At 66.1% G+C, this 21,144-nt stretch carries 18 protein-coding genes; 8 read left to right on the forward strand and 10 right to left on the reverse strand.

From position 1 onward, the window contains the following. Positions 1-496: 496 nt before the first annotated feature. Together V7Q53_RS11455 and V7Q53_RS11460 are read right to left on the reverse strand one after the other, a co-directional pair. A complete protein-coding gene (locus V7Q53_RS11455; RefSeq protein WP_333828684.1) occupies positions 497-811 on the reverse strand; it encodes a DUF1476 domain-containing protein in 315 nt (104 codons plus the stop codon). A gap of 96 nt (positions 812-907) precedes the next feature. Continuing rightward, positions 908-1,219: a DUF1476 domain-containing protein gene (locus V7Q53_RS11460; protein ID WP_333828685.1), complete on the reverse strand. Its 312-nt coding sequence runs from the start codon at positions 1,217-1,219 to the stop codon at positions 908-910. Between the two features lie 166 nt (positions 1,220-1,385). On the opposite strand from V7Q53_RS11460, the gene purC reads away from it, so the two are divergent. From purC to V7Q53_RS11480, 4 genes are all read left to right on the forward strand, one after another. Beyond that, entirely contained in the window at positions 1,386-2,147 is a 762-nt protein-coding gene (gene purC / locus V7Q53_RS11465; RefSeq protein ID WP_333828686.1) for a phosphoribosylaminoimidazolesuccinocarboxamide synthase, read from the forward strand. A gap of 12 nt (positions 2,148-2,159) precedes the next feature. Continuing rightward, positions 2,160-2,402, forward strand: a complete 243-nt coding sequence (gene purS, locus V7Q53_RS11470) for a phosphoribosylformylglycinamidine synthase subunit PurS (RefSeq protein WP_333828687.1) — start codon at positions 2,160-2,162, stop codon at positions 2,400-2,402. Between the two features lie 262 nt (positions 2,403-2,664). Beyond that, positions 2,665-3,093: an FKBP-type peptidyl-prolyl cis-trans isomerase gene (locus V7Q53_RS11475; RefSeq protein WP_333828688.1), complete on the forward strand. Its 429-nt coding sequence runs from the start codon at positions 2,665-2,667 to the stop codon at positions 3,091-3,093. Between the two features lie 53 nt (positions 3,094-3,146). Further along, a complete protein-coding gene (locus V7Q53_RS11480) occupies positions 3,147-3,743 on the forward strand; it encodes a thymidine kinase (protein WP_333828689.1) in 597 nt (198 codons plus the stop codon). On the opposite strand, the gene V7Q53_RS11485 is transcribed toward V7Q53_RS11480, so the two are convergent. The 5 genes from V7Q53_RS11485 to V7Q53_RS11505 all read right to left on the reverse strand — a co-directional run bounded on the left by V7Q53_RS11485 (position 3,698) and on the right by V7Q53_RS11505 (position 8,255). Beyond that, on the reverse strand, positions 3,698-4,657 hold the full coding sequence (locus V7Q53_RS11485; RefSeq protein ID WP_333828690.1) for a hypothetical protein: 960 nt from the start codon (positions 4,655-4,657) through the stop codon (positions 3,698-3,700). The genes V7Q53_RS11480 and V7Q53_RS11485 overlap by 46 nt on opposite strands. A 112-nt stretch (positions 4,658-4,769) precedes the next feature. Further along, positions 4,770-5,327, reverse strand: a complete 558-nt coding sequence (locus tag V7Q53_RS11490; RefSeq protein WP_333828691.1) for a winged helix DNA-binding protein — start codon at positions 5,325-5,327, stop codon at positions 4,770-4,772. Further along, on the reverse strand, positions 5,297-6,601 hold the full coding sequence (locus V7Q53_RS11495; RefSeq protein WP_333828692.1) for a TRAP transporter large permease: 1,305 nt from the start codon (positions 6,599-6,601) through the stop codon (positions 5,297-5,299). Before V7Q53_RS11495 ends, V7Q53_RS11490 begins: the two co-directional genes overlap by 31 nt. Further along, a complete protein-coding gene (locus V7Q53_RS11500; protein WP_333828693.1) occupies positions 6,601-7,161 on the reverse strand; it encodes a TRAP transporter small permease in 561 nt (186 codons plus the stop codon). Before V7Q53_RS11500 ends, V7Q53_RS11495 begins: the two co-directional genes overlap by 1 nt. 122 nt (positions 7,162-7,283) lie before the next feature. Further along, the gene (locus V7Q53_RS11505; protein WP_333828694.1) at positions 7,284-8,255 is read right to left on the reverse strand and encodes a TRAP transporter substrate-binding protein; all 972 of its coding nucleotides are present in this window, start codon (positions 8,253-8,255) and stop codon (positions 7,284-7,286) included. 117 nt (positions 8,256-8,372) lie between these two features. Here V7Q53_RS11505 and V7Q53_RS11510 point away from each other — a divergent pair, with 117 nt between their 5' ends. Beyond that, a complete protein-coding gene (locus V7Q53_RS11510) occupies positions 8,373-12,005 on the forward strand; it encodes a hydantoinase B/oxoprolinase family protein (protein WP_333828695.1) in 3,633 nt (1,210 codons plus the stop codon). Positions 12,006-12,385: 380 nt separating this feature from the next. Here the strand turns inward: V7Q53_RS11510 and V7Q53_RS11515 are convergent, their stop codons facing one another. The 3 genes from V7Q53_RS11515 to V7Q53_RS11525 form a co-directional block, all read right to left on the reverse strand. Next, on the reverse strand, positions 12,386-13,972 hold the full coding sequence (locus V7Q53_RS11515; protein WP_333828696.1) for a gamma-glutamyltransferase family protein: 1,587 nt from the start codon (positions 13,970-13,972) through the stop codon (positions 12,386-12,388). 57 nt (positions 13,973-14,029) lie between these two features. Beyond that, positions 14,030-15,589: a trimethylamine methyltransferase family protein gene (locus tag V7Q53_RS11520; RefSeq protein ID WP_442954432.1), complete on the reverse strand. Its 1,560-nt coding sequence runs from the start codon at positions 15,587-15,589 to the stop codon at positions 14,030-14,032. Between the two features lie 173 nt (positions 15,590-15,762). Then, a complete protein-coding gene (locus tag V7Q53_RS11525) occupies positions 15,763-16,605 on the reverse strand; it encodes a helix-turn-helix domain-containing protein (protein ID WP_333828697.1) in 843 nt (280 codons plus the stop codon). Between the two features lie 192 nt (positions 16,606-16,797). On the opposite strand from V7Q53_RS11525, the gene V7Q53_RS11530 reads away from it, so the two are divergent. Genes V7Q53_RS11530 through V7Q53_RS11540 form a run of 3 tightly spaced genes read left to right on the forward strand, consistent with a single transcriptional unit; the run spans position 16,798 to position 21,022 of the window. Continuing rightward, the gene (locus V7Q53_RS11530) at positions 16,798-17,745 is read left to right on the forward strand and encodes a fatty acid desaturase (protein WP_333828698.1); all 948 of its coding nucleotides are present in this window, start codon (positions 16,798-16,800) and stop codon (positions 17,743-17,745) included. Next, positions 17,742-18,476, forward strand: a complete 735-nt coding sequence (locus V7Q53_RS11535) for a phosphate/phosphite/phosphonate ABC transporter substrate-binding protein (protein ID WP_333828699.1) — start codon at positions 17,742-17,744, stop codon at positions 18,474-18,476. The genes V7Q53_RS11530 and V7Q53_RS11535 overlap by 4 nt, the downstream gene beginning before the upstream one ends. Then, positions 18,473-21,022, forward strand: a complete 2,550-nt coding sequence (locus tag V7Q53_RS11540; RefSeq protein ID WP_333828700.1) for a GcvT family protein — start codon at positions 18,473-18,475, stop codon at positions 21,020-21,022. Before V7Q53_RS11535 ends, V7Q53_RS11540 begins: the two co-directional genes overlap by 4 nt. Positions 21,023-21,144: the final 122 nt, after the last annotated feature.

The following is a 21,144-nucleotide window of genomic DNA, read 5'->3' on the forward strand; positions in this document are numbered from 1 at the left end:
GTGAAGGGGCGGTGGCAGGGGCATTCTTTGTCCTGCCGCATGGATCTGCGGCATCATCCTCGCGCGGTATCAGCGCCGCGTGGCATCGGGGCGGGCGGCGCGTTGATCCTGACACGAATCACGGGCCGAGGCAAAGCGGATGCAGCCGCAGTCTTCAACGGGGCGCGGATTTCAGGCAGCGCCGTTTTCGGGCAAGCCCGGTTATCACAACGGACCTCGTTTTCAGCAAGGGCGGTGCGCCCACCCCATTAACGCCGCGCCCCCACCCTTGTTCCGGCGGAGGCTGGAGCGGCCCTGAAACCGTTCTGGCCCTGCCCGGCGTCGGCTTGGTATGTGACCGGATAAGAACATCGGACCGAAGACAGGTCGCTGACCCGATAGGAACATCTGACCGCTGGCGGGCGCCTGACCTGAGCGGCCTTGCCGCGCGGCCAACCGCCTCATACGGACAGGCCGCATACAGACAGGCCCGAAAGCCCCCTTGCCGCGCGAACCGTCAGCCCCGGACGATCAGCTCTGCCTTGGCAACCTTCAGGAAGGTCTCCATCTGCGCGCGGATCTCAGCCTCATCGGCTTTGCCTGCCAGATCGGCCTGCACCTTGCGGAACACGTCTTCATGCCCGGCCTCCTCGAAATCGGCGCGGATCACCTCCATCGCGTATTCCTCGGCGGCAGCACCGGTTTTGCCCAGCAGGCCCGCAGCCCAGAGCCCCAGCGCCTTGTTGCGCCGCGCCACGGCCTTGAACTGCATGTCCATGTCATGGGCGAACTTGTTCTCGAATGCGCGTTCGCGGTCGTCGAATGTGCTCATAATCGGGGCCTCTTGAAGGGTTAGCGGCGAATCCGCCCCAGATATGGGGGCAACGCGCGCCGCCCGCAACCCTTATCAATAGCGGAATACCCTGCCTCAGCCGCCCCGAAGCTCCTGCCAGGCCTCGGCCAGAAGGCTCTCCATCTTGGCGCGGATCATCTGCGGGTCTGCCTGCCCCTGCAGATCGGCGCTGACCCGCTCGAACACGCGCCCGCTGCCGTTCTCCGACAGGGCGGTCGCCAGCAGCGCATCGGCATACTGGCCCGCCTCAGGCGCTGACCGGCCCATCAGCCCCGCCGCCCAAAGCCCCAGCCGCCGGTTGCGCCGGGCTTCCGCCCGGAAGGCAAGTTCCGCGTCATGGGCGAATTTGCTCTCAAAGCCCTTCTGGCGGTCGTCAAAGCTGCTCATTCTCGAATCCCTCCGGCAGTTGCCTGCCCATTCTAAGCCGCAATGTGTTGCGAAATTCTTGCCGCCGCCCCGCCCGCGCGCCCTGTGCTTGCGGGGGCGCGGTGCTTGGCGTATAGGGGCGTCAGAAATGCCCGGTCGCGCGCCCGGGCGGTCACAAGGGGCTCCCATGGCACGTCGCACCAAAGTTTACGAGGGCAAGGCGAAAATCCTGTACGAAGGCCCCGAGCCGGGCACCTATGTGCAGTATTTCAAGGACGACGCGACCGCCTTCAACGCCGAAAAGCGCGATGTGATCGAGGGCAAGGGCGTGCTCAACAACCGCCTGTCGGAATTCTTCATGACCGGGCTGAATGAAATCGGTGTCCCCACCCATTTCATCCGCCGCATCAACATGCGCGAACAGCTGATCCGCGCCGTCGAGATCATTCCGCTGGAGGTGGTGGTGCGCAACATCGCGGCCGGTTCGATCAGCAAGCGGCTGGGCATTGAAGAGGGCACACCGCTGCCCCGGCCGATCGTTGAATTCTACTACAAGAACGACGCGTTGGGTGATCCGCTGGTGAGCGAGGAGCATATCCTCGCCTTTGGCTGGGCCACGCATCAGGATCTTGACGACATGGTGGCGCTGGCGCTGCGGGTGAATGACTTCCTGTCGGGCATCATGATGGGCGTCGGCATCAAGCTGGTCGATTTCAAGATCGAGATCGGGCGCATCTACGACGGCGATTTCCAGCGCCTGATCGTCGCCGATGAGATCAGCCCGGACAGCTGCCGCCTGTGGGATGCCAAGACCGGCCAGAAGCTGGACAAGGATGTCTTCCGCCGCGATCTGGGCAACCTCTCGGAAGCCTATACCGAGGTCGCGCGGCGTCTGGGCGTGATGCCCGGCAATGCCACGCCGATCACCAAGCCGAAACTGATGAACTGAAGGACTGCTGCGATGAAAGCCCGCGTGCATGTGATGTTGAAAACCGGCGTGCTGGACCCGCAGGGCGAGGCCGTGCGCCATGCGCTCGGCGCGCTGGGGTTCGAGGGGGTCGGGGCCGTGCGGCAGGGCAAGGTGATCGAGCTTGATCTGGCCGAGACCGACCGCGCCCGCGCCGAGGAAACCCTGCGCGCGATGTGCGAAAAGCTGCTCGCCAACACGGTCATCGAGCGTTACGAAATCGCGATCGAAGGCTGAGCCGCCGCCGCACAAGCGCGCCAGCGCCCGGCACGGCCCCTTTCATCTGCTCACAAATATCCTCCGGGGGGAGACGCTCGCAGAGCGGCGGGGGCGGAAAGCCCCCCTTTTTCTGCGCCTGCCCCCCGCGTGACCGGCGGTTTTTCGCCGGGGGCGGGGTTTTCAACAGGGCTGATCCGCGTTAGGTTTTCCTCTGAGCCCGGAGCAACCCGGCGCGACGCGCGCGCCCCTCCGACCCTTCACCCCCTCTCAAGGATTCTTCATGACCCAGGCAAAAGCGGGCGATACCGTCCATTTCCACTATACCGGCACCCTCAAAGACGGATCGGTTTTCGACTCTTCCGAGGGCCGCGAGCCACTTTCCTTCACGCTCGGCTCAGGCCAGATCATCCCCGGCCTTGATGCCGCGATCGGTGGCATGACGGTGGGTGAGGCCAAGACCGTGACCATCGCCGCCGATCAGGCCTATGGCCCCCATGATCCGCAGGCCCGCCAGTCCGTCCCGCGCGATCAGATCCCGCCGCATATCCCGCTGGAGCCGGGCACCATGCTTCAGATGCAGGCCCCGGATGGTCAGGCCATCCCGGTCACCGTGGCCGAGGCCGACGATGCGGTGGTGGTACTGGATGCCAACCACCCCCTCGCCGGGCAGGATCTGACCTTCGCGGTCGAGATCGTCGCTATCGCCTGACGGCGGAGCGATATCCCGTTGAAGCGGGGCGGGCGGCGCGCTAAAGCGCCGCCATGGCCAAGCTTTATTTCCATTATTCGACCATGAACGCGGGAAAATCCACAATCCTGCTTCAGGCGGCGCATAATTACCGCGAACGGGGCATGGAGCCCTATCTGCTGACCGCCCGGCTGGATGTCCGGGCGGGGCAGGGGCGGATCGCCTCGCGCATCGGCATCGGCGCCGCCGCCGATAGCTTCACCCCCGAAGATGACCTCTTCAGCCGCATCGCACAGCGCCTCGCCGACGGCCCCTGCGCCTGCGTCTTCCTGGACGAGGCGCAGTTCCTGACGCAGGCGCAGGTCTGGCAACTGGCCCGCGCCGTCGATGATCTGGGCGTGCCGGTCATGTGTTACGGCCTGCGCGTGGACTTCCGCGGCGCGCTGTTTCCCGGCTCGGCGGCGCTTCTGGCGCTGGCCGATGAAATGCGCGAGGTGCGTACCATCTGCCATTGCGGCAGGAAGGCCACGATGGTGGTGCGGCTGGGGCCGGACGGCAAGGCGCTGCTTGAGGGCGCGCAGGTCGAGATCGGCGGGAACGAGCGCTATGTCTCGCTCTGTCGCCGTCACTGGCGCGAGGCGGCGGGCGATCTGGCACAAAGCCAGCGGTAAAAGGGCGCCATGACCAGCGGCGTCAGATACATCGGTATCTGGTACAGGCCGATGAACAGCAGCAGGTCCTCCACCAGCGCGGCGGGCAGAACGCTGAGGAAAAGCGCGATATTGCGGTTGCCGGTGACGATCCCCAGCGCGGGCGCCGCCAGCCCCGCGCCGCGCGCGCGCGCCAGAAACGCGGCCCCCGCCTGCAGCCCGAAATTCACCACCAGCACCAGCGCCAGCAGCCCCCAGACCGCGCCGCTGCCGGCCAGCCCCGGCCCAACCGCGCCCATCAGCGCCACCACCACCACGGCCAGCATCAGCGCGGCCAGCCCGTCCATCGCCTGCAACGCGCCCGCATCCCCGCGCACAATCCCGCGCCCGCGCAACACAAGCGCCAGCCCCCCCGCCAGCGCGATCAGCACCAGCAGACGCAGCACCACCAGCCCCACCTCGGCGGGGCTGCCAAAGGCGGGGACCAGCGCAAAAACCGGAATCACCGTCAGCGGCAGCAACACCGTTCCCAGCACCAGCTGGCGCAGCGCGGGCACCGGGTCGCCGCGCGACAGGATCGCCAGATTGGGGCTGCCGGTGACCGGGGCGGCAGACAGCATCAACACCAGCCCCAGCGCCACCGGCCCGCCCCATCCCAGCGCCAGAAACGCCAGCGCCGCGCCCACCGGCAACGCCAGTTGCAGCACCAGCGTCACCCCCAGCGCGCCGCGCAACCCGCGCAGCCCCGCGCGCACCCCTTCGACCCCCAGCCGCAGCACCGCCAGAAACAACAGCCCCACAACCATCGGCGCAATCAGCACCCGCATGCCTTCAGCCAGCGCGGGCGCGACGATCCCCACTCCGATCCCCGCCAGCAGCCCGGCGACCAGCAATTCGCGCCCACGGCGCGCGCACAAGGCCAGAAAGCCGCCCATCACCGCCCCATTTTCTGTCTGAAAATATCCCGGGGGAGTCGCCCGCAGGGCGGCGGGGGCAGCGCCCCCGTTCTTTGTCCCCGCTCGCAAAAACCACACTGCAAACAGGGCATCACATGGCCGCCGCCGCCCGCGCCGCCTGATCATAGGCGCCCGAGAGCGTGCGCATCAGCGCCGCCATCCGCGAGATATCTTCCGGGTCATGCCCCATCTGCCGCGCGGCCCGCACCACCAGTGCCTCGCGGATCTCGGCATAGCGGGTGCACAGCGCCGCCCCCTCGGGCGTGATCTCGACGGTTTTTTCCTTGCCCTTGCGCCCGGCGCGCACCAGCTTTTGCGACACCAGTTTCTTGATCGCGTAATTGACCAGATGGGTATCCTCGATATTCAGCATCAGGCAGATATCGGCCAGGGTTTTTGCCCGCTCACGGTGGTTGACCAGATGCACCACCAGCACCTCCAGCGGCGACAGGCCCGGGGCACCGGCGGCGGCCATGCAGCGCACCATCCAGCGGTGAAAGGCGTTGTTGGCCATGCTCAGCGCGAATTCCACCTCGCTGAGCGCGGGCAGGGACGAGCGCGCCAGATGCGCGGAACTCACCACCGGCCCCACACCCGGCCCCACACCGGTCACAGGGTTCAGCGGTTCAGCATCGTGTTCGGCAGCCATAGGGCAATTTCCGGGAACAGGGCCAGAATGGCGGTGGCGATCACGAGGATCAGGAAAAAGGGCAGGGCCATGCGGGCTATCTCGAAGATGCCCCGCCCGGTGATGGATTGCAGCACGAAGAGGTTGAACCCCACAGGCGGGGTGATCTGGCTCATCTCCACCACCAGCACAAGGAAGATGCCGAACCAGATCGGGTCAATTCCGGCTGCCATGATCATCGGCAGGATGACACTGGTTGTCAGCACGACAATCGAGATGCCGTCCAGAAAGAACCCCATGACGATGAAGAACAACAGAAGCACCGACAGCAGCGCAAACGGTGAATAGCCCTGCGCGCCGATCCAGCTTGCCAGAAAGCGCGGGATGCCGGTGTAGCCCATCGCCACTGTCAGGAACGAGGCGCCCGCCAGGATGAAGGCGATCATGCAACTGGTCATCGCGCCGCCCTTCAGCGCGGCCCAGGCGCTTCCGCGCGTCAGTCCGCCGCTGAGCGCCGAGATCACCAGCGCGCCCAGCACCCCGATCACCGCCGCCTCGGTCGGTGAGGCCACGCCCGCGTAGATCGAGCCGATCACCGCGACGATCAGCGCCACCGTGGGCGCCAGCGCACCGATGGCGGCGAAACGCTCGCGCCAGTCAGGTTTCGGTTCGGGCGCGGGCATGCGGTTGGGGTTCAGAAGCGCCCAGAGCATGACATAGCCCGCGAACATCGCCGCCAGCATCAGCCCCGGCATGACCCCCGCCAGAAACAGGCGGGCAATAGACTGCTCGGTTGCCGCCCCATAAACGATCAGGATGATCGAGGGCGGGATCAGAAAGCCGAAGGTGCCCGCGCCCGCAAGTGTGCCGATGGCCATGCGGTCATCATAGCCGCGCGCTTTCAGCTCCGGCAGCGACATGCGCCCCACCGTGGCCGTGGTCGCGGCGGATGAGCCCGAGACGGCGGCGAACAGCGCACAGCCCAGAATATTGGCATGCAGCAATCCGCCGGGCAGTCGGCGCGTGAAGGGTGACAGGCCGCGGAACATGTCGGACGACAGGCGCGAGCGGAACAATATCTCGCCCATCCAGATGAACATCGGCAGCGCCGTCAGATCCCAGATGTTGAGCGAGCCCCAGACCTTGGTGGCAAAGACCATGCCCGCCAGCCCCGGCCGCGTCAGCTCCATCGCCACCAGCGCCACGGCAATCAGCGAGAAGCCGACCCAGAGGCCCGAGAGCAGGAAGCCGAACAGCACCACGACCAGCACGATGGAAAGGAGGGTGATATCCATCAGTGCCCCTCCGCGCCTTCGCGGCGCCCTTCCTCGGCACGGCGGAAGGCAGGCAGATCGCCGCGCAGCAGGGTGACAAGCTCATCTGCCAGCGCCACGATCAGCAGCACAAACCCGGCCGTCATCGCCGCCTGCGGTATCCACAAGGACACCCGCACCATACCGAAGGAAACCGTGTTGAACCGCCAGCTGTCGAGCATCTGTTCGGCAGAATGCCAGGCGGCAAAGGCACCCAGCGCCAGCGCCACCAGCAGAACCAGCCCGGTAAAGGCCCGGCCCGCACGCGGCCCCATCAGCCCCAGCGCCAGCGTGACCCGCACATGCCCGCCCGCACGCAGCGTGGCGGGCAGCGCCAGACAGGCGGCGGCAACGAACAGGAAACCGCCGAATTCGGACAGCGAGGGCACCGCAATGCCGGGCGGCGCCTGCCCCAGCCAGAGGGCGAGGCGGTCAATGATCCGGCCCAGAACCTGCACCAGAACCAGCAGGGCAATCGCCACCATGGCAGTGCAGGCCGCGATCAGGGCGCCGTTATAGAGGGCGTCGAAGAACCTTCGCATCTGTGCCTCCGCTTTGCTGAAAGAGCCGGGCGCGCCGCTCTCATCCGCATGCGGCGGGGGCAGGGCGAGGGTCCGGCAAGGGGAAGGGGGCGGGGCCGTGGCAGCCCCGCCCGCGATGCGCGTCAGTTCCCGCGATACTCGGTGATCAGGGCCTCGCCGGAAGGGCCCGCCTGTTCCAGCCACTCGGCCGTCATGGTCTCACCGACACCGGCGAGCGCCTCTGACAGGGAATCGGACGGGGTGGAAACCGCCATCCCGGCCTCTTCCAGCCGCGCGATCTGGGTGGCGGTTTCGGCCATCGACATCTCCCAGCCGCGGGCCTCGGCGTCAGTGGCGGCTTCCAGCAGGGCGGCCCGCTCGTCTTCGCTCAGAGCCTCAAAGGCGCCGGTGTTCACGAAGACCATGTTCTTGGGCAACCATGCCTGCACGTCGATGTAATGGCTGGTGAAATCCCATGCCTGCGACGACACCCCAGTGGAGGGCGAGGTGATCATCGCCGCCACGCGCCCGGTGCTGAAGGCGGTGGGAATGTCGCCTGCCTCGACCTGCGTGGGGGTCATGCCCAGCAGCTGCGCCATCCGCTCGGTGGCAGCGTTATAGGCGCGGAAGCTGATGCCGCGCAGTTCGGCCGGGTCGGTGACCTCGGCGTTCAGAAACAGCGACTGGCCGGGCCATGGCACAGCGAACAGCAGCGTCAGGCCCTGCTCTGCCAGCGCGGTCTCGACGGCCCCGCGCGAGGCACCCCAGAGGCGCTGCGCATCCTCATAATTGTTGGCCAGAAACGGAATGCTGTCGACGCCGAAAACCGGATTCTCATTGACCAGCTGCGACATCAGGATCTCACCGATGGGCGCCAGCCCCCGGCGCACGGAATCCTTGATCTGCGGATGGGCAAACAGTGAGCCGGCGGAATGCACGGTGATATCCAGCCCGCCGTCGGTGGCTTCGCGCACCGCGTCGGTGAACTGGATGATGTTCTGGGTATGGAACACCGCATCGCCATAGGGCGTGGGCATGTCCCATGCGGTTTGGGCAAGGGCGGGCAGCGCGGCAAAGGCCACGGAACCGGCGAGAAGGCTCTGACGGAAATACATTGGTGGAACTCCCTGTTCTCATTTTTGCGCGCCGTTCCGGTCAGGCGCAAAGGAGAGGTTGACGCGACGATGGCAATTTGTCAACAAATTGTAAGTGACATTCAAAAGGGGCGGGTGATGCAGGATCAAAAAACAAGCGTCGCGGCCGGAACATGGGATTTCTGGGTGGATCGGGGCGGCACCTTCACCGATGTGGTGGGAAGCGCGCCGGACGGGGCACTGCATCCGCTCAAGCTTTTGTCTGAAAATCCGGGCGCTTACGAGGATGCCGCCATCGAGGGTATCCGCCGTCTGCTGGGCGGTGCGATTGATCCGGCGCGCATTGGCACGGTGAAAATGGGCACCACGGTGGCCACCAATGCGCTGCTGGAGCGCAAGGGTGACCGCGTGGCGCTTCTGATCACGCGCGGCTTTCAGGATGCGCTGCGAATCGCCTATCAGGCCCGGCCTGACATTTTCGCCAAGGAGATCATCCTGCCCGAACAGCTTTATGAGCGGGTGATCGAGGTGGATGAACGGCTGCGCGCCGATGGTGCAGTCGAGAAGGCGCTTGATGTCGAGGGGCTGCGCCCGGCGCTGGAAGCCCTGCGCGAGGACGGTATCAACGCGGTGGCCATCGTGCTGATGCATGCCTGGAAGAACCCGGCGCATGAGGCCGCGCTGGCTGAACTGGTGCGCAGTCTCGGCTTCGCGCAGGTCTCGGTCAGTCATGAGGTCTCACCGCTGATCAAGCTGGTCGGGCGGGGCGATACGACGGTGGTGGATGCCTATCTCTCGCCGATCCTGAAACGCTATGTGGCACGGGTCGCGGGCGCGCTGGGGGCCACGCCGCCGGGGCAGCCCGGGCCGGTGCTGCAATTCATGATGTCGTCGGGCGGGATGACGGCGGCGGACACGTTTCAGGGCAAGGATGCCATCCTGTCCGGCCCGGCGGGCGGTGTGGTCGGCATGGTGGAAACCGCGCGGATGGCCGGGTTCGGACGGGTGATCGGCTTTGACATGGGCGGCACCTCCACCGATGTGGCGCATTGCGCGGGCGATTTCGAGCGCGCCTTTGATACCGAGGTGGCGGGTGTGCGCATCCGCGCGCCGATGATGCGCATTCATACCGTGGCGGCGGGCGGCGGCTCTGTCCTGCATGCCGAGAAGGGGCGCTTTCGCGTGGGGCCGGATTCGGCGGGCGCTGACCCCGGCCCGGCCTGCTACCGGCGCGGCGGGCCGCTGACGGTGACGGATGCCAATGTCATGCTGGGCAAGCTGAACCCCGGGCTGTTCCCGGCCATCTTCGGCCCCGGTCAGGATCAGTTGCTGGACCGTGATGTGGTTGTGAAGAAGTTCTCACAAATCGCTGAACAGGAAGGAAAAACACCTGAAGACGTGGCCGAGGGTTTCCTCAAGATCGCGGTTGAGAATATGGCCAATGCGGTCAAGAAGATCAGCGTTCAGCGCGGCTATGACGTGACGAAATACCTGCTCAACAGCTTCGGCGGCGCCGGCGGGCAACATGCCTGTCTGGTGGCCGATGCCCTGGGGATGGAGGTGGTGCTGATCCACCCGCTTTCCGGCCTGCTGTCGGCCTATGGCATCGGGCTGGCCGGGGTGGAGGCCAGCCGCCAGCAGGCGCTGATGCTGCCGCTGGCGCCGGATTCGGTGGCCGGGACCGACGCGCTGATCGAAACGCTTTATGCGCGCGTCATGGAGGAGATGGTTGCGCAGGGTGTGCCCGAAAATGAGATAAGCTGGCATCCGGTTCTGATGCTGCGCTACGCCGGAACCGACACCGCGATCCCGGTCAGATTTTCTGAGCGCGATCTGGACAAGGCGCGGGAGACGTTCGAAACCCTGCACAAGGCGCAATTCGGATTTGTCTATGAAGACAAAGAGATAACGATCGAAGCGATTGATCTTCAGGCTTTTCATGCCCGCGCCGAGGGGCAGGCGGCGCCCTCTGAAACCAAGCCCGGGCGCGTCGCGCAATCGGACCGGAAGGTGCGGCTTTATGCGGGCGGCGACTGGCATGAGGCCGGGGTTTTCCGGCGCGAAGGGCTGTCGCCGGGCGATACTGTCACCGGCCCTGCGCTAATTATCGAGGCCAACCAGACCATTGTCATTGAACCCGGCTGGCGCGCGCAGATCACTGCGCAGGACCATGTTCTGATGCGCCGCTTCCGCAAGGCCGAGCGCGCGCAGGTCGTGGGGGCAGGCACCGCCGATCCGATCCTGCTGGAGGTGTTCAACAACCTCTTCATGAACATCGCCGAACAGATGGGGCTGGCGCTGCAGAACACAGCACACTCGGTCAACATCAAGGAAAGGCTCGATTTTTCCTGCGCGGTGTTTGACGCTTCCGGCGCGCTGGTGGCGAATGCCCCGCATATGCCGGTGCATCTGGGCTCGATGGACCGCTCGGTGGAAACCGTGATCCGCCTCAACCCCGATATCCGCCCCGGCGAGGTCTATGCGCTGAACGCGCCTTATAACGGCGGCACGCATCTGCCTGATATCACGGTGGTTTCGCCGGTTTTCGATGCCGAGGGGAAGACGGTTCTGTTCTGGGTCGCCTCACGCGGGCACCACGCCGATGTCGGCGGCACCGCGCCCGGCTCGATGACGCCGCTGGCGACGACCGTCGATGAAGAAGGCGTGCTGATCGACAATTTCAGGCTGGTGGAACAGGGGCGTTTCCGCGATGAGGCGCTGCGCCATCTGCTGACCGATCACCCCTATCCGGTGCGCAACGTGGCGCAGAATATCGCCGACCTGAAAGCACAGGTCGCCGCCAATGAGCGCGGCGCGGCAGAGCTTCGGCATATGGTCGAGGAATTCGGGCTGGAGGTGGTGCAGGCCTATATGGGCCATGTGCAGGACAATGCCGCTGAAGAGGTGCGCCGCCTGCTGGGGCGGCTGGAGGATTGCGCCTGCGCCTATGAGACCGACACCGGCCAGGTGATCAAAGTGGCCATCACCGTGGACCGGGAGAAGCGCACCGCAACGGTCGATTTTACAGGAACATCAGAGGCTTGGGAGAACAACTTCAACGCGCCCGAGCCGGTGACCCGTGCCGCCGTCCTCTATGTGTTCCGCTGCATGGTCGAAGCCCCGATCCCGATGAATGCAGGTTGCCTGCGCCCCATCCGCATCATCGTGCCCGAGGGCTGCATGCTGGCCCCGCAATACCCGCGCGCGGTGGTGGCGGGGAATGTGGAGACCAGCCAGCATGTGACCAATGCACTCTTTGCCGCGCTGGGGGCGATGGCCAACAGTCAGGGAACGATGAACAACCTGACCTTCGGCAATGATACCTATCAGTATTATGAGACCATCTGTTCGGGCTCGCCCGCCGGGGTGATGAATTCAGGGCGCGGGTTTGACGGCACGTCGGGGGTGCATGTGCATATGACCAACTCTCGCCTGACGGATCCCGAGGTGCTGGAACTGCGCTTTCCCGTGCTGCTGGAAGAATTCGCGCTGCGCCCCGGGTCGGGCGGGAAGGGGAAATGGACGGCGGGCGACGGCACGACGCGCACCATCCGTTTCCTTGAGCCGATGGATTGCGCGATCCTTTCGAGCCATCGGAAGCTCTCGCCACAGGGTGTGGCCGGGGGCGGCGCGGGCGAAAAGGGGCAGACACTGGTGCGGCGGCTGGACGGGGGGGTAGAGAGCCTGCGCGCCTGTGATCAGACGGTTGTCGGGGCGGGTGAGGCGGTAACGGTGATTACGCCGACAGCGGGCGGATATGGTCCGCGCTGACCGGCGGTGCGGTTTGCGGTGACCGGATTGCCTGCTTCGCAGAAGCCTTTTTTCAACAGAAAGGGGGCGCTGCCCCCGCCCGTTCTGCTGCGCAGAACAGACTCCCCCGGGATATTTCTGAACAGGTGAGGCAGGGGCGTAGCGCCTCCCTTTCATCTTGCCGGAAATACGCGGGGGTGAATGGGCCGCAGGCCCAGAGGGGGCAACGCCCCCTGACTTCTGCAAAAGAAATGGAAACAAAGCCCCCCTTTTCGCCGCGAGGCGCAGCCGCGCGGCCCGGCCAAACGGGATGAGCGTTGCGGCGAAGCCGGGATGCGAAGACGGGCGGGAGCGGCTCCGGCCTCTCACCCGACCTTCAGCGGGGCGCGCGGGAGCCCTCTTCAGTAGCCCAGCGCGCAGCCATCCTTGCGCGGGTCGGAGGCGCCGGTCAGCGTGCCGTTGCGTTCAATGCGTATGGCCTGCGCGCCGCCCAGCGGCTCCTTGCGCCATTGCATCCGGTGGCCCTTTGCGGCCAGCGCGTCAAACACGGGTTGTGCATAGCCGGTTTCCAGCATCAGCCCGTCGCCTTCGTCATCCTGCCCGGCGAAGCTGCGCGCCGCGTCCAGCGCACTTTGCAGCTCCATCCCGTAGTCAACCAGATTGGAGACCACCCGCGCATGCCCGGCGGGCTGATAGGCGCCGCCCATCACGCCGAAGGGCAGTGTGATGCGCCCGTTTTCCTGCAGCATGGCGGGGATGATCGTGTGCATCGGGCGCTTGCCGCCCTTTGCCTCGTTCGGGTGCCCTTCGCTCAGCGTGAATCCTGCGCCGCGGTTCTGGAAGGCCAGTCCGAAGCGGTTCGATGCGAGGCCCGTGCCGAAGCTGTGGAAGACCGAATAGATCAGCGACACCGCCATGCGGTCCTTGTCGACCACCGTCAGATAGACCGTATCCTTATGGACCGATTCCGTCAGCGAAGACACCTGCGCCAGCGCGCGCTCCGGGTCGATGAGGGCGGCCAGTTTCCGCGCCGTTTCCGGCGCCAGCATGTGGCCCAGCCTGGTGGTATGGTCCGGATCGGCGATGAAGCGGTTGCGCGCGTCATAGGCCAGCCGCGTGGCCTCGACCTCAAGATGCGCGCGCCCGGCGCCCATCGGGTCCAGCGCGGAGAGGTCGAATTCCTGAAGGATGTTCAGCATCAGATTGGCTGTCGCACCCTGTCCGTTGGGCGCGTGTTCGATCAGGGTCACGCCGCGATAGTCACTCGACACCGGGTCGGTATAGTCGCAGGCCGTGGCGGCAAGGTCATCCAGCATGTGGCAGCCGCCCAGCGCGCGCAGCGAGGCGATGATATCCTCGGCCACTTCTCCCTCATAGAACCCGGCGCGCCCCTCCCGCGCGATGCGCCTGAGAACTTCGGCCTGCCCGGGGGCGCGGAATATCTCGCCGGTTTTCAGCGCGCGCCCGTCCTTCAGGAAGTGGCGGCGCGCATCGCCCTGCAGGTGGCTGGCCAGTGCCCAGTCAAAGGCGGTGCGCGGCCCCACCGGCACCCCTTCCTCGGCATAGCGGATCGCGGGTTCCAGCACCTGCGCCAGTTCCAGCCTGCCCCAGTCGGCGGAAAGGCGGCAGAAGGCATCGACGGCACCGGGCATGGTTACCGCTTCCACCCCGTAGACCGGCACCGCTTTCAGCCCCCGCCCACGCATCTCCGCCGCATCCAGCCCCATCGGTGCCCGCCCTGAGCCGTTGAGCGCGACCACCCGTTCCTCGCCCGCGGGTTTCACCAGCACGAAGCAATCGCCCGCCAGCCCGGTCATCTGCGGCTCGCAAAAGCCCAGCAGCACGCCCGCGCCGATCGCCGCATCCACTGCGTTGCCGCCCTGTTGCAGGATGTTCAGCGCCACATGCGCGGCCAGCGGGTGCGATGTGGCGCAGATCCCGTTTGTTGCATGAACCGCCGAGCGGCCGGGGCGTTGAAAATCGCGCATGGTGTCCCTCCGTTTGTGCGCGAGACTAGCGGCCAGCGCGGGCGGGGGAAAGGGGGCTCAGAAATCGGTGGGCGCGCCGCCCTCGCGTTTGCGCTTTTCGACAAACTCCGCCAGTTCCTCACGGATCGCCGGGTCCATCACCGGTGCCTCGAACCCATCCACGATCTGGCGATAGATCCGGTGCGCCCGCTCCGGCGTCTGTTCCGCGCCATCGGCTTCCCAGGCCTCGAAATTGCGCCAGTCCGAAACCATGGGCGCGTAAAACGCCGTCGCATAGCGCGCCTGGGTATGCGCGCAGCCAAAGTAATGCCCGCCGGGCCCCACTTCGGCCACGGCATCCAGCGCGATATCCTCGGGGGTGGTGCCAAAGGTTGCAGGCTCGAAATAGCGCTGGATCATCTGCAACACCTCGCAATCCATCACGAATTTCTCGGGGCTGGCGATCAGCCCGCCCTCCAGCCATCCCGCCGCGTGATAGACCATGTTCGAGCCGGATTGCACCGCGGCCCAGAGGCTGTTGGTCGTCTCCCACATCGCCTGCGCATCGGGCACATTGGCGGTGCATACGCCCGATGAGCGCAGCGGCAGCCCGTAGAACCGCGCCAGCTGCCCGGTCATCTGCGTGGCGCGCATGTATTCGGGCGTGCCAAAGGCGGGCGCACCGCTGCGCATGTCGACATTCGAGGTGAAGGTGCCGATTGCCACCGGGCAGCCGGGGGCGGCGTATTGCAGAAGCGCAATGGCCGACAAAGCCTCGGCAATCGACAAGGTCACGGCGCCCGCCATCGTCACCGGTGCCATGGCACCGGCCAGCGTGAAGGGCGTCACCACCACCGGCTGGCCGCGCCGCGCAAGGCGCAGCGCGCCGTCGATCATCGGGAAATCATGCCTGAGCGGCGAGACCGAGTTGATATTGGTATACATCCGTGGCGTGGCCTCGAAAGCCTCATGGCTCAGCCCGCCGGCGATGCGCACCATCTCCATCACATCCTCAACCCGCTCGCGGCCAAGGCTGTATGCGTGGCAGACCTTGTCGGTCAGCACCAGCTTCTCCTGAAGGCAGTCCAGATGCCGGACGCCCGGGTGAATATCCACCGGCTCCACGGGGTAGCCACCGGCGATATGGATGCAGTTGAAGAACTGCGTCAGCATCAGGAACTCGCGGAACGTGGCAAAATCGCCGGGCCGCTTGCCGCGCGCCAGATCCCAGCTGCTGGGCGGGCTGGAGACATTGACGAAGACCATATGGCCGTCGCCGATGGTCACCTGCCGGGCCGGGTTGCGCGGGGTGATGGTGAAGGAAGCCGGTGCGCGCGCCACCATCTCGGTGACGAAATCCGCCCCCATGCGCACCCGCTGCCCCTCAACCCGGCAGCCCGCCTGCCGGAACAGCGCCAGCGCCTCGTCGTTGAGAAACTCGATACCGATCTCGGAAAGGATATGCATCGCGCCAAGGTGGATCGCCTGCACACCCTCGCCATCAATCGGTTCCGTCGGCCTGTCAGGGTTTACCGGAATGCGCCAGGGCATCTGCTCAAGATGAAACCCCGGGACGCGGCGCGCATTGCCGCCTCTGCCGCCTGCGCGGCGACGGGGTGCAGTCTCACTCACGGCCATGCTGCCCTCCATCCAGTGTCCGCTCAGGCTAAGGGCGCGCACCCCCACGCGGCAAGCGCACAGCGCGCAACGCCTTGTTAAGAGAAATCGCGTCCCCCATTTTCTGTCTGAAAATATCCTGCGGGGGTGAGGCGCGCAGCGCCGAGGGGGCGCAAAGCCCCCTTTGCCCGCCCTCAGTCGGGCGAAACCGTCAGACGGCGCACAAAACCGGCGGCTTCATGGGCATGGACATCAGCATGGCGGATATGCCCGTCAAAGGCCTGCGCCAGCTCGCGGATCAGCTGCTTTGAGCGGAAATGCAGGTAGACCTCGCCCGCATAGACGGCGGCGCGGCCATAGCCGAACATGGTCATCGGCGGGGCAAAGCGCTTGCGGCCGTCAAACAGATACATGCGAAAGGCCGGATACAATTCTTCAACGGTGCTGGCGATATGGTCAAGCTGTTCCTGCCTGTCGCGCAGCGGCAGACCCCGCCAGACCCCGCGCCCCTCGGCGAAAACCTCAAGCGTCTGAAAGGGCATGCACATCTCGATATCCGATTCCGGCATGCGCGAGAAATGCAGCCGCCGCGCGGTCTGCGATTGCAGGCGGCGGCGCTCCTGCTCGCTGGAGGCCGCCTGAAAGGCGATCACCGCCTCGGTGCGCATCAGGTCGGGCAGTTGCGCGGGGACATAGCGCACCTTCTGTCCGGCGGCCTCATGGTGCCAGCGCTCCATCGCGGTGCGGCTTTCCTCGTCCAGCGCCTGTTCGGTTTCCACCGTGTTCAGCGTCTGGGTGACAATGCCGCGATCCTCGGTCAGGGCCAGAAGCCAGTCGGTGGAGACCTGAAAATGCGTGGCCAGCGCCAGCAGGGTTTCGGCGCGCGGCAGCCGGGGGTTGGCGCCGCTCATCAGTTGCGACAGCGCCGAGCGGTCGATGCCGATCGCCTGCGCAAAGGCTGACTGGGTCAACCCTGACTGGCCCTGCAACTGGGCAAGGCGCTCACGGAACTGCGCGGCGGCAAGGCGTTTGTTCATCGGCGATCTTCCGGCAAGGCGTGTTGTCTTTGGTAACGAAATTTTACCAAAGGCGTCAATCATGAACTGAAATGACGTTCATACGCGCGTTGATCCGCCGGGCCTGATCGCGCCAGACTGAAGCCTCTGGCGAGGGGCCCGGCGGGCCTTTCCGGGCCGGAGATTTTCTGCAACCGTCTGACAGGAGCGTTGATGCGCATCGAGTGGCTGACCCTGGCGCTGATTGCGGGCTGTTACGGCGTCTGGGTGGCTGCGGGCTGGTTCCTGTGGCCGCTGGCCCCGGCGGCGGCGCTTGCGGTGATGGCGCTTATGGCGGCGCTGCATTCCTCGCTGGTGCATGAATGCCTGCACGGCCACCCCACCCGCAACCCCCGCGTGAACGAGGCCCTTGTGGCGCTGCCCCTGTCGATGATCCATCCGTATCGCCGCTACCGGCGCACGCATCTGGCCCATCACCACGACGCCCGCCTGACCGACCCGTTTGAAGACCCTGAAAGCTATTACAAGGCGCGCTGGCAGCTTGCCGCCATGCCCGGCTGGCTGGGCGCGGTGCTGCGGCTGAACAACACCATGCTGGGGCGGATCGTGCTGGGGCCAGTGCTGGGCGCGGCGGGCTTTCTGGCCTCCGAGGCGCGGCTGCTGCGGGCCGGTGCGCGCGGGGTGCGGCTGGCATGGGCGCTTCATCTGCTGGCGCTGGTGCCGGTGCTTGCAGCGGTCATCGCCTTCGGCATCCCGTTCTGGCTTTATCTGCTGGCGGTGGTCTGGCCTGCGCTCTCGCTCCTGTCGATCCGCACCTATGCCGAGCATCGCTGGCACGAGATGCCCGAGGGTCGCACCATTATTGTTGAACACTCGCCCCTGTCATGGCTGTTCCTGCACAACAATCTGCATATCGTGCACCATCAGATGCCCGGTGCGCCGTGGTATGCGCTGCCGCGCCTTTACCGCGAGCGGCGCGATTACTGGCAGGCGCTCAATGGCGGCTATGTCTATCGCAATTACTGGCAGCTTTTCCGCGCCCATGCCCTGCGCGCCAAGGAGCCGGTCGCCCATCCGGCGCTGCGGATTTTCCCCGAGATACCTCAGCCACCCGCGATACCGCCCAGAGCGCCGCGCCAGCGGCGCAGGCGTGCGGCATGAGCGGGCCTGCCTGCCTGCCGATGTATGACTGGCCTGAAGAGCGCGCTTCGGTCGATGCGCTTTGGGCCGGTATCCGCACCCGTATCTCCACCTCCACCGGCGATGATCTGCCCGCTACCCTGACCCGCCCGGCGGATGAGGCCGCGATGTTCGCCCTGTGGCGTGACCCGGCGCTGATGCTGGGGCAAACCTGCTGGGGGCCGCTCTCGCTGGGGATGTTGCCGGGGCTGCGGGTGCTGGCGCAGCCGGATTACTCCGATGTCGCGGGCGGGCAGGGGCCGCTCTACCGCTCGGTCCTGATTGGCCGTTCGGGCATCGCCCGGCCCGTGCCCAAAGGGCCGCAGGCCGATCTGCCCGAGGGGGTGCTGAAGGGCCGGTTGCTGGCGGCAAATGCGCGCCATTCGCTGTCCGGCTGGCTGGCGCTGGCGCGCGATCTGGGGGCGGACCCGGCGCAACGGGCGGCGGGGGTGGTGCTGACCGGCAGCCACCGCGCCGCGCTCAGGACGGTTGCGGAAGGGCGCGCCGATATCGCCGCCGTCGATTGCCGAAGCTGGGCGCTGGCCCAGGGCCATGAGGCTTGCACCCGTGGCCTTGTCGTGTTGGGTTGGACCGCCGCGCGGCCCGGTCTGCCCTATGTCACCGGCCCGCGCACGCCGCCCGAAATGGTGGCGGCGCTGAGGGATACACTGATCGGGATGGGCTGCCATCCACCGCTGGAGGAAGTTGCATGACCAGAACCTACAGGGCCGTGGTGATCGGCGGCGGCGTGGTGGGGTGTTCCGTCCTCTACCATCTGGCGCGCGCGGGCTGGAAGGATGTGCTGCTGATCGAGCGGTCCGAGTTGACTTCAGGGTCAAGCTGGCATGCGGCGGGGGGCTTTCACACGCTCAACGGCGACCCGAATGTGGCCAAGCTTCAGGCCTATACCGTATCGCTGTACAAGGAGCTTGAGGAACTCTCGGGCCAGTCCTGCGGCTTGCATCTGACCGGCGGCGTGATGCTGGCCGACAGCCCCGAGCGGATGGATTTCCTGCGCCTCACCCATGCCCGTGGCCGCGCGCTGGGGATGGAGACCGAACTGATCACACCCCTTGAGGCCAAGGCGATGTTCCCGCTGATGGACACGCAGCATTTCGTCGGTGCGCTCTGGGACCCGGTGGAGGGGCATCTGGACCCGTCCGGCACCACCCACGCCTATGCCAAGGCCGCGAAAGTGCTGGGCGCCGAGATTGAGCTGCGCAACCCGGTGCAGGATATCACCCAGGATACAGACGGGATGTGGACGCTCCACACCGTCAACGGCGCCATCCGCTGCGAACATGTGGTCAATGCAGGCGGCCTCTGGGCGCGCGAGGTGGGGCGCATGGTGGGGCTGGAACTGCCGGTTCTGGCGATGGAGCATATGTATCTGCTGACCGAGCCGATGGAGGAAGTCGCCGCCTTCAACCGCGAGACCGGGCGCGAGCTGATCGGCGTGATCGACTTCAAGGGCGAGATCTACACGCGGCAGGAACGCGAGGGCATCCTGCTGGGCACCTATGAGAAGGCCTGCAAACCGTGGTCTCCGGTCAACACGCCATGGGATTTCGGCCATGAATTGCTGGCGCCGGACCTTGAGCGCATCGCGCCTTCGCTGGAAGTGGGTTTCCGCCACTTCCCGGCGCTGGAACATGCGGGCATCAAACAGGTGATCAACGGCCCCTTCACCTTTGCCCCCGATGGCAACCCGCTGGTGGGGCCGGTGCAGGGGCTGACCAATTTCTGGTGCGCCTGCGCGGTGATGGCGGGGTTCAGCCAGGGCGGGGGCGTCGGGCTGGCGCTGGCCAACTGGATGGTCGAGGGCGACCCGGGGCATGACATCTTTGCCATGGATGTGGCGCGCTACGGTGAATGGGCAACCCTGCGCTACACCAACGCCAAGGTGCGCGAGAACTACTCGCGCCGCTTCTCCATCCGCTTCCCGAACGAGGAACTGCCCGCCGCCCGGCCCGCTGAAACCACGCCGCTCTATGATCTGATGCTACGCGACAATTTCGCGGTGATGGGCGATACATGGGGGCTGGAGACGCCTTTGTGGTTCGCGCCCTCAGCGGCTGAGGCCTATGATATCCCCAGCTTCCACCGCTCGAACGATTTCGCGCATGTCGGCGCCGAGGTGCGCGCGGTGCGTGAGCGGGTGGGCGTGACCGAGATCGCCAATTTCGCCAAATATCAGGTCAGCGGGCCGGGGGCGGAGGCCTGGCTGGAATGGCTGATGACCAACACCATGCCCGCGCCGGGCCGTCTGGTGCTGACACCGATGCTCAATGAGCGCGGCAAGCTGATCGGTGATTTCACCATCGCCAAGGCCGCTGAGGGGCGGTTCATGATCTGGGGCTCGCTGGGGGCGTCCAAGTTTCACATGCGCTGGTTCGAGGCGCATCTGCCCGCCGATGGCTCGGTCATGGTGCAGCGCTTCCATACCGATCTGGTGGGCCTGTCGATTGCCGGGCCGCGCGCGCGTGATGTGCTGGCCGGGCTGGTGGACGGCGATGTGTCGAACGCGGCCTTCCGCTTCATGGATTTCCGCGAAATGGATGTGGCGGGCGCGCCCTGCATGGTCAACCGCATCAGCTATACCGGCGATCTTGGCTATGAGATCTGGATGAAGCCGAGCGTTCAGCGCCGGGTCTATCTGGCGATCAAGGAGGCCGGGGCAGAGCATGGCATCGTCGATTTCGGCATGCGCGCTTTGCTGTCGATGCGGCTGGAAAAGAACTTTCCGACATGGTTTGCCGAACTGCGCCCCATTTACGGGCCGTTCGAGGGAGGGATGGAGCGGTTCGTGAAATTCCGCAAGCCCGGTTTCATCGGCCGTGCGGCGGCGCTGGCGGAACGCGACGCCGGGCCGCGCCTGCGCCGGGTGTCCCTGATGATCGAGGCGGGAACGGCGGATGTCATGGGTGATGAGCCGGTCTGGGCGCGCGTGGGCGATCAGGATTTCGGCACATTGGAGCCGCCGCATGGCTACGGCGCGGTGCGTTTCGATGCGAAGGGCCATGAGATGCCGCGCCCGGACCCGGTGCGCGATGGCGATTGGCGAGTGGTGGGCTGGGTGACCTCGGGCGGGTATGCGCATGGGGTGGGGGCGTCGATGGCGCAGGGCTATCTGCCTGCAGTGCTGGCTGAGCGAGGGGAGAGGGGGATGTTCGAGGTGGAGATCATGGGCATCCGTTGCGCCGCCCGGATAGCGCTGGAGCCGCCCTTTGACCCGGAAGGCGCAAGGATGCGTTCGTGAGTGGGGCGGCCGGGGCGGGGGGCGCTGCCCCCCACGCCGCTGCGCGGCGCCCCCCGGGATATTTTTGAACAGATGAAGGGGGGCCGGGTTATTCAGTGCCTCCGTCGGTGAAGAAGGGAAAG

Origin of the sequence: Pararhodobacter sp. (genome assembly GCF_036802785.1) — a bacterium.
Lineage (GTDB): Bacteria > Pseudomonadota > Alphaproteobacteria > Rhodobacterales > Rhodobacteraceae > Pararhodobacter.

Excerpts from the sequence above, each read along its gene's own strand:
- V7Q53_RS11455 (WP_333828684.1), bottom strand. The coding sequence starts at position 811 with ATGAGCACATTCGACGACCGCGAACGCGCATTCGAGAACAAGTTCGCC.
- V7Q53_RS11460 (WP_333828685.1), bottom strand. The coding sequence starts at position 1,219 with ATGAGCAGCTTTGACGACCGCCAGAAGGGCTTTGAGAGCAAATTCGCC.
- purC (WP_333828686.1), top strand. The coding sequence starts at position 1,386 with ATGGCACGTCGCACCAAAGTTTACGAGGGCAAGGCGAAAATCCTGTAC.
- purS (WP_333828687.1), top strand. The coding sequence starts at position 2,160 with ATGAAAGCCCGCGTGCATGTGATGTTGAAAACCGGCGTGCTGGACCCG.
- V7Q53_RS11475 (WP_333828688.1), top strand. The coding sequence starts at position 2,665 with ATGACCCAGGCAAAAGCGGGCGATACCGTCCATTTCCACTATACCGGC.
- V7Q53_RS11480 (WP_333828689.1), top strand. The coding sequence starts at position 3,147 with ATGGCCAAGCTTTATTTCCATTATTCGACCATGAACGCGGGAAAATCC.
- V7Q53_RS11485 (WP_333828690.1), bottom strand. The coding sequence starts at position 4,657 with ATGGGCGGCTTTCTGGCCTTGTGCGCGCGCCGTGGGCGCGAATTGCTG.
- V7Q53_RS11490 (WP_333828691.1), bottom strand. The coding sequence starts at position 5,327 with ATGGCTGCCGAACACGATGCTGAACCGCTGAACCCTGTGACCGGTGTG.
- V7Q53_RS11495 (WP_333828692.1), bottom strand. The coding sequence starts at position 6,601 with ATGGATATCACCCTCCTTTCCATCGTGCTGGTCGTGGTGCTGTTCGGC.
- V7Q53_RS11500 (WP_333828693.1), bottom strand. The coding sequence starts at position 7,161 with ATGCGAAGGTTCTTCGACGCCCTCTATAACGGCGCCCTGATCGCGGCC.
- V7Q53_RS11505 (WP_333828694.1), bottom strand. The coding sequence starts at position 8,255 with ATGTATTTCCGTCAGAGCCTTCTCGCCGGTTCCGTGGCCTTTGCCGCG.
- V7Q53_RS11510 (WP_333828695.1), top strand. The coding sequence starts at position 8,373 with ATGCAGGATCAAAAAACAAGCGTCGCGGCCGGAACATGGGATTTCTGG.
- V7Q53_RS11515 (WP_333828696.1), bottom strand. The coding sequence starts at position 13,972 with ATGCGCGATTTTCAACGCCCCGGCCGCTCGGCGGTTCATGCAACAAAC.
- V7Q53_RS11520 (WP_442954432.1), bottom strand. The coding sequence starts at position 15,589 with ATGGCCGTGAGTGAGACTGCACCCCGTCGCCGCGCAGGCGGCAGAGGC.
- V7Q53_RS11525 (WP_333828697.1), bottom strand. The coding sequence starts at position 16,605 with ATGAACAAACGCCTTGCCGCCGCGCAGTTCCGTGAGCGCCTTGCCCAG.
- V7Q53_RS11530 (WP_333828698.1), top strand. The coding sequence starts at position 16,798 with ATGCGCATCGAGTGGCTGACCCTGGCGCTGATTGCGGGCTGTTACGGC.
- V7Q53_RS11535 (WP_333828699.1), top strand. The coding sequence starts at position 17,742 with ATGAGCGGGCCTGCCTGCCTGCCGATGTATGACTGGCCTGAAGAGCGC.
- V7Q53_RS11540 (WP_333828700.1), top strand. The coding sequence starts at position 18,473 with ATGACCAGAACCTACAGGGCCGTGGTGATCGGCGGCGGCGTGGTGGGG.